This window comes from Plasticicumulans sp., from assembly GCF_035331805.1.
Lineage (GTDB): Bacteria > Pseudomonadota > Gammaproteobacteria > Competibacterales > Competibacteraceae > Plasticicumulans.
This window is the reverse complement of record NZ_DAOLKE010000203.1, coordinates 1-6,478: the sequence shown is the minus strand read 5'-3', so window position 1 is coordinate 6,478 and position 6,478 is coordinate 1. Positions and strand designations below refer to the sequence as shown.

General features: G+C 69.4%; 7 protein-coding genes. 6 read left to right on the top strand and 1 reads right to left on the bottom strand.

What is annotated here, in order from left to right:
- Window positions 1–2,147: methionine synthase (gene metH / locus PKE44_RS13305; RefSeq protein ID WP_324551982.1), on the bottom strand; the 2,147-nt coding region annotated here is incomplete at its 3' end.
- 377 nt (window positions 2,148–2,524) lie between these two features.
- Between metH and PKE44_RS13300 the strand changes: the two genes are divergently transcribed.
- The 6 genes from PKE44_RS13300 to ilvN all read left to right on the top strand — a co-directional run.
- Complete coding sequence (locus PKE44_RS13300; RefSeq protein WP_324551980.1) at window positions 2,525–2,689, top strand: DUF1328 family protein; 165 nt, start codon at window positions 2,525–2,527, stop codon at window positions 2,687–2,689.
- Window positions 2,690–3,027: 338 nt separating this feature from the next.
- On the top strand, window positions 3,028–3,351 hold the full coding sequence (locus tag PKE44_RS13295; protein ID WP_324551978.1) for a DUF883 family protein: 324 nt from the start codon (window positions 3,028–3,030) through the stop codon (window positions 3,349–3,351).
- A gap of 3 nt (window positions 3,352–3,354) precedes the next feature.
- Window positions 3,355–3,741 (top strand): phage holin family protein, encoded by a 387-nt coding sequence (locus tag PKE44_RS13290; protein ID WP_324551976.1) that lies wholly within the window; start codon window positions 3,355–3,357, stop codon window positions 3,739–3,741.
- Entirely contained in the window at window positions 3,738–4,148 is a 411-nt protein-coding gene (locus PKE44_RS13285) for a YqjK family protein (protein ID WP_324551974.1), read from the top strand. The genes PKE44_RS13290 and PKE44_RS13285 overlap by 4 nt, the downstream gene beginning before the upstream one ends.
- Before the next feature lie 363 nt (window positions 4,149–4,511).
- Entirely contained in the window at window positions 4,512–6,179 is a 1,668-nt protein-coding gene (gene ilvB / locus PKE44_RS13280) for an acetolactate synthase large subunit (protein WP_324551972.1), read from the top strand.
- 3 nt (window positions 6,180–6,182) lie between these two features.
- On the top strand, window positions 6,183–6,478 hold a 296-nt coding region (gene ilvN / locus PKE44_RS13275), incomplete at its 3' end, for an acetolactate synthase small subunit (RefSeq protein WP_324551970.1).

Sequence of the window (6,478 nt, the reverse complement as noted above, 5' to 3'; positions counted from 1 at the left end):
ACCTGCGGCAGGAACATCTTGCCGGCGCCGAAGAGGTCGCCGACGACGTTCATGCCGTCCATCAGCGGGCCTTCGATGACCTGGATCGGGCGCTCGAAACTCTGGCGCGCTTCTTCGGTGTCGGACTCGACGAACTCGTCGATGCCCTTGACCAGCGCGTGCTCCAGGCGCTTGCCGACCGGCCAGCCGCGCCATTCGAGGTCTTCCTTCTTCGCCGCGCCGCTGCTGCCGTCGCCCTTGTAGCGCTCGGCAACTTCGAGCAGGCGCTCGGTGGCGTCGCTGCGGCGGTTGAGGATCACGTCCTCGACGCGCTCGCGCAGCTCGGCGGGGATGTCCTCGTAGATCGCGAGCTGGCCGGCGTTGACGATGCCCATCGACATGCCGTTCCTGATCGCGTGGTACAGGAACACCGAGTGGATCGCCTCGCGCACCGGGTTGTTGCCGCGGAAGCTGAAGCTGACGTTGCTGACGCCGCCGGAGATCAGCGCGTGCGGCAGGTGCGCCTTGATCCAGCCGGTCGCCTCGATGAAGTCGACGGCGTAGTTGGCGTGCTCGTCGATGCCGGTGGCGACCGCGAAGATGTTCGGGTCGAAGATGATGTCCTCGGCCGGGAAGCCGACGGTTTCGGTCAGCACCTGGTACGAACGTGCGCAGATCTCGCGCTTGCGCGCCAGCGTGTCGGCCTGACCGGTCTCGTCGAAGGCCATGACGATGACGGCGGCGCCGTAGCGGCGCACGCGCTTCGCCTGCTCGATGAACTTCGCCTCGCCTTCCTTCAGCGAGATCGAATTGACGACGGCCTTGCCCTGCACGCACTTGAGACCGGCCTCGATGATTTCCCACTTCGAGGAATCGATCATGACCGGCACGCGCGAGATGTCCGGCTCCGAGGCGATCAGGTTCAGGAAGGTCACCATCGCCGCTTCGGAATCGAGCATGCCCTCGTCCATGTTGACGTCGATGATCTGCGCACCGGCCTCGACCTGCTGGCGCGCGACATCGAGCGCCGCGGTGTAGTTGCCTTCCTTGATCAGGCGCTTGAACACCGCCGAGCCGGTGACGTTGGTGCGCTCGCCGACGTTCACGAACAGCGAATCCGCCGTGATCGTGAACGGCTCCAGCCCCGACAGCCGGCAGGCCGGCGCGATCTCCGGCCGCCGGCGCGGCGGCAGGCCGGCGACGGCGCCGGCAATCGCGCGGATGTGATCCGGCGAGGTGCCGCAGCAGCCGCCGACGACGTTGACGAAGCCCGACTCCGCCCACTCGCGCACCTGCACGGCCATCGCCGCCGGTTCGAGGTCGTACTCGCCGAACTCGTTCGGCAGCCCGGCGTTGGCGTGCACCGAGACAAAGCACTCGGCGACGCGCGCCATCTCGGCGACGTAGGGGCGCAGCAGGTCGGGGCCGAGCGCGCAGTTCAGGCCGAAGCTGAGCGGCTGCACGTGGCGCAGCGAGTGGTAGAAGGCTTCGGTGGTCTGGCCCGACAGCGTGCGCCCGGAGGCATCGGTGATCGTGCCGGAGATCATCACCGGCAGGCGGTGCCCGAGTTCGTCGAACAGTTCCTCGATCGCGAACAACGCGGCCTTGGCGTTCAGCGTGTCGAAGATGGTCTCGACCATCAGGATGTCGGCCCCGCCCTCGACCAGCGCGCGCGCGGCCTCGACGTAGCAGGTGCGCAGTTCGTCGAAGGTGACGTTGCGCGCGGCCGGATCGTTGACATCGGGCGAGATGCTGGCCGTGCGTGACGTGGGGCCGAGGATGCCGGCGACGAAGCGCGGCTTGTCGGGGCTCGCGTACTCGTCGCACACCGCCCGCGCCAGACGCGCGGCCTCGCGGTTGAGCTCCGGCACCAGGTCTTCCATGCCGTAGTCGGCCATCGACACGCGCGTGGCGTTGAAGGTGTTGGTCTCGATCAGGTCGGCGCCGGCTTCGAGGTAGGCGGCGTGGATGCCGCGGATCACCTCCGGCTTCGTCAGCACCAGCAGATCGTTGTTGCCCTTGAGGTCGCGCGGCCAGTCGGCGAAGCGCGCGCCGCGGTAGTCGGCCTCGCTGAGCTTGTGACGCTGGATCATCGTGCCCATCGCGCCGTCGAGGATCAGGATGCGCTGCTCCAGCAGTTCGCGCAGGCGGTCGCTACGGTCGGTCATCGGAGGGCTCCAGCGGGGGATGCTCGGGAAACAGGACCGCGCATTGTGTCCGTGCCGCCCGGGCAGGGCAAATCAGCCGGTGGATCGCAGGCTTGCCGTGCGTCCGGACGGCTGCGGCGCGGGCGGGTGCGGCGGCATCGCACGGCCCGGCCGCCGCCGGCTGAATGCACGCCGATGATCTTACAGGTGATGATTTTCTGCCTCGGCGCAGACAGGATCATTCATGCGGTTCAAAAAAAGTCTGCGCAATGCACGCAATGAATGGAACTGCTGCGCATTCGCTCCGGTCATTTGCCAGTGACACGACCATGGCGCCTGAGCATTACGGTCCGGTCACGTCATTACCTCATAAGAGCCACAGGCCCGGAGAGCGAATCATGCTGCACTACACGATTGTCTTTCTCGTCGTTGCCATCATCGCCGGCGTGCTCGGCTTCACCGGCATTGCCGCCGGCGCTGCCGAAATCGCCAAGATACTGTTCTTCCTGTTCCTGATCCTGTTCGTGCTGTCGCTGATCTTCGGCCGTTCGCGGGTGCCCTGAGCCGCGCTCCAGGCCGTCAGTGGCGATCCGCGGAACGATCCGGCCGCCGTCGGGTCCGATCCGCAGACCGGTTTCGACCGGACACTGACCTCGTAATGCCTTGCAGCCGGTTACGGAATTTCCGTGACCGGCTGTGTAATTGAATAAGCATCCGGTGGCTGCGGAACCACGAAACCGGAGCGTGCTTCGGACGTGTTTCCTGAAAGGATGCACGCAAATGTCGAAGCGCCGGCTTGCACTGCCCGATTCCCTTTCTACGCTGTCGCATTAACCACGGCCGATGCCGCGCCACCACGGCGCCGGACAGCCCGGCCCCCTTGCCCGTTGAGGTCACGCCCATGTCCATCAAGGATTCACAAACCGCCCAGTCCGCCGACCGCGTCGCCGATGAATGGAACAACCTGATCGCCGCGCTCGAAGGGCTCGCCGCGGCCGCCGCTGCCGATGGCAGCGAGCGCTACGCCGAGGTCCGTCAGCGCGCCGAGGCCGCGCTCGCCTCGGCGCGCGCGCGGGCCGAGGCCAACGCCCGCGGCGCGCAGGATCGCGTCCATGACCTCGCCAGCCAGGCCGATGTCTACGTGCGCCAGAACCCCTGGCAGGCGATCGGCATCGGCGCCGGCATCGGTTTGATCGCCGGCCTGCTGCTGAGCCGCAAGGGCTGACGCATGCGCGCCGGGCCCGCCGCCTCGGTGTACAGCGCCGGTCGCGGCGTGCTGACCGCGCTGCTCGGGCTGATCGAGACCCGACTGGCGCTGTTCGCGCTCGAGCTCGAAGAGGAGCGCGAGCGCCTCGTGCAGATCGGCATCGTTGCCGGCATCGCGCTGATGTGCGCGGCGCTGGCGATCGGCTGCACGGCGCTGTTCGTGATCGTGCTGTTCTGGGACACGCACCGGCTGCTTGCGATCGCCGGCGTCGGGGGCGCCGGGCTGCTCGGTCTGGGCCTGTGCCTGCTCTGGATCGCCAGGCGCGGCCGTCACCCGCTGCTGATCGCGACGCGCACCGAGCTCGCGGCCGACCTCGACCGCCTGCGCGGGCGCGGGCCGCAGCCATGAAGCCGGCGCAGCTCGCCCGTTTCGAGCGCAAGGCCCGGCTGCTGGCGCGCTCCGAGGCCGGCCGTTCGGCGCTGGCAGAAGCCGGCGACGACTGGCTGGCGCACACGGCGACCGTCGACCGGGCCGTGACCTTCGTCGCCGAGCACCGCACGCCGATCCTGCTCGGCACCGGCGCCCTGCTGCTGTATCTGGCGCGCGGCAAGCCGAAACCGCGCCGGCGCCCGGGCCGCGAGGATCGTGCCGGTCGTGACGAACCCTCGGCCGCCGGCTGGCTGGCGCGGCTGATGATCGTGCTGCGCCTCGCGCGCACGCTGCAGACGGTCGCCCGCCACCTGCCGCGCCCGCATCCGCGCGCCGTCGCCAGCGTGTCGCGACCGCGGCCCGATGCGCCGCGCGGCCTCGGCTGAAACCCCAAGGCCGGCCGCGCCGATTTCCGGCTTGCCTCGCGCCCGCCGTCGCGGCTACAGTGCGCGTCCCGAAACGGCCACCGCCTTGCGAAACACCCGAGCCATGACCGCCGCCCGCCTGCCTGCCCACGCCCGTCACGACCGCGAAAGCCTTCTCGCGGCCGTCGTCGTACGCGTAAGCCTGGTACTGGTAGCGCACGCGGTCGCGTCCGCCCGGGTCTGAGCGTCGAGGCAGTTTCCTCCGAACCCCAGAACCCCCGCCGGCCGCGACAGGCCGGCGGGGGTTCTCGTTTCTGCGTCCTCCCCGTCCCGGCCGGCCCCGAGCCCCCGCAACGCCACTTGTGACGACGGAGTACGCAGACCATGAAGATGACGGGCGCCGAACTCATCATCCGCCTGCTGGAACGACAGGGCATCACGACCGTCGCCGGCATCCCGGGCGGCGCGATCCTGCCGCTGTACGACGCGCTCGGCGCCTCGACGCAGATCCGCCACGTGCTGACCCGCCATGAGCAGGGCGCCGGCTTCATCGCGCAGGGCATGGCGCGCGCCAGCGGTCAGGCGGCCGTGTGCCTGGCCTCCAGCGGTCCGGGCGCGACCAACCTGATCACGGCGATCGCCGATGCCCGCCTCGACTCGATCCCGGTGGTCTGCATCACCGGTCAGGTGCCGAGCGCGATGATCGGCACCGATGCCTTCCAGGAGGTCGACACCTACGGCCTGACCGTGCCGATCACCAAGCACAACTTCCTCGTCGATAGCGTCGAGGAACTGCTCGACGTGGTGCCGCGGGCCTTCCGCATCGCGCTGTCCGGCCGCCCGGGGCCGGTGCTGATCGACGTGCCGAAGGACATCCAGAACGCGACCATCGAGTTCGACGAATGGCCGCAGCCGGGCTGCGCCGAACCGGCGCCGCAGCCGGCCGACACCGCGCTCGCGGCCGCGCTGGCGCTGATTGCGCAGGCGCAGCGCCCGATCCTGTACCTCGGCGGTGGCGTCGTGCATGCCGGCGCCGCGCCGCTGGCGCGCGAACTCGCCGAAACCGCCGGCCTGCCGACCGTGATGACGCTGATGGCGCTCGGCACGCTGCCGGAAACGCACTTGCTGCAGCTCGGCATGCTCGGCATGCACGGCGCGCGCTGCACGAATCTCGCGCTCGCCGAATGCGACCTGCTGATCGCGGTCGGCGCGCGCTTCGATGACCGCGCCACCGGCAAGGTCGCCGAGTTCTGCCCGAACGCGGCGATCGTGCATATCGACATCGACGCGAGCGAACTCGACAAGATCAAGACCGCGCACGTGGCGCTCAACGGCGACGTGCGCGAGGTGCTCGGCCGGCTGCTGCCGCGGCTCGGCGCGCAGGCGGATCGCCGTGCGTGGCTGGCGCGCATCGGCGAGCTGAAGCGCGACTTCCCGCTGAAGCTCGACGGTCGCCACAACCCGCGCCACCACTACGGCCTGATCCGCGCGACGGCACGCGCCGCCGGCCCGGCCGCGATCGTCACCACCGATGTCGGCCAGCACCAGATGTGGGCCGCGCAGGCTTATCCGCTCGACCGTCCGCGCCAGTGGCTGACCTCGGGCGGACTCGGGACCATGGGCTTCGGGCTGCCGGCGGCGATCGGTGCCGCGCTCGCCGAACCGCAGCGCCCGGTCGTGTGCTTCAGCGGCGACGGCTCGATCCTGATGAACATCCAGGAACTCGCGACGCTCGCCGAGGAGGACCTCGACGTGAAGATCGTGCTGTTCAACAACGGCGCGCTCGGCCTCGTGCACCAGCAGCAGACGCTGTTCTACGGCGGCCGGCTGAACGCCTCGGTGTTCCGCGGCCAGCCCGATTTCGTGCGCCTCGCCCAGGCCTTCGGCATCCGCACCATCGATCTCGACGCCGAACCGGACGTGCCCGATGCGCTCGCCGCGGCCTTCGCCGAACGCGGTCCCTGCCTGATCCACGCGACGATCGGGCTGGAGGAAAAGGTCTACCCGATGGTGCCGCCGGGCGCCGCCAACACCGACATGATCGGAGGCTGAACCATGAATGCCACCCGTACCGTGCCCGCCGCGCTGGCCGTGCTCGAACTCACCGTCAACAACCACCCCGGCGTCATGTCGCACGTCTGCGGCCTGTTCGCCCGCCGCGCCTGCAACGTCGAAGGCATCATCTGCCTGCCGCTTGGCGACGGCGCCCGCAGCCGCATCTGGCTGCAGGTCCCGGACACCGACAAGCTCGAACCGATGACCCGTCAGGCACGCAAGCTCGAAGACGTGCTCGAAGTCATCCGCCACCCGGACGGGCATCCGGTGTTTGCGCAGCTCGGGGCGGCGGTGAG

Bases quoted from the DNA above. Each gene is read 5' to 3' on its own strand.
- PKE44_RS13285 (WP_324551974.1), top strand. From the start codon at position 3,738: ATGAAGCCGGCGCAGCTCGCCCGTTTCGAGCGCAAGGCCCGGCTGCTG.
- PKE44_RS13290 (WP_324551976.1), top strand. From the start codon at position 3,355: ATGCGCGCCGGGCCCGCCGCCTCGGTGTACAGCGCCGGTCGCGGCGTG.
- ilvB (WP_324551972.1), top strand. From the start codon at position 4,512: ATGAAGATGACGGGCGCCGAACTCATCATCCGCCTGCTGGAACGACAG.
- PKE44_RS13300 (WP_324551980.1), top strand. From the start codon at position 2,525: ATGCTGCACTACACGATTGTCTTTCTCGTCGTTGCCATCATCGCCGGC.
- PKE44_RS13295 (WP_324551978.1), top strand. From the start codon at position 3,028: ATGTCCATCAAGGATTCACAAACCGCCCAGTCCGCCGACCGCGTCGCC.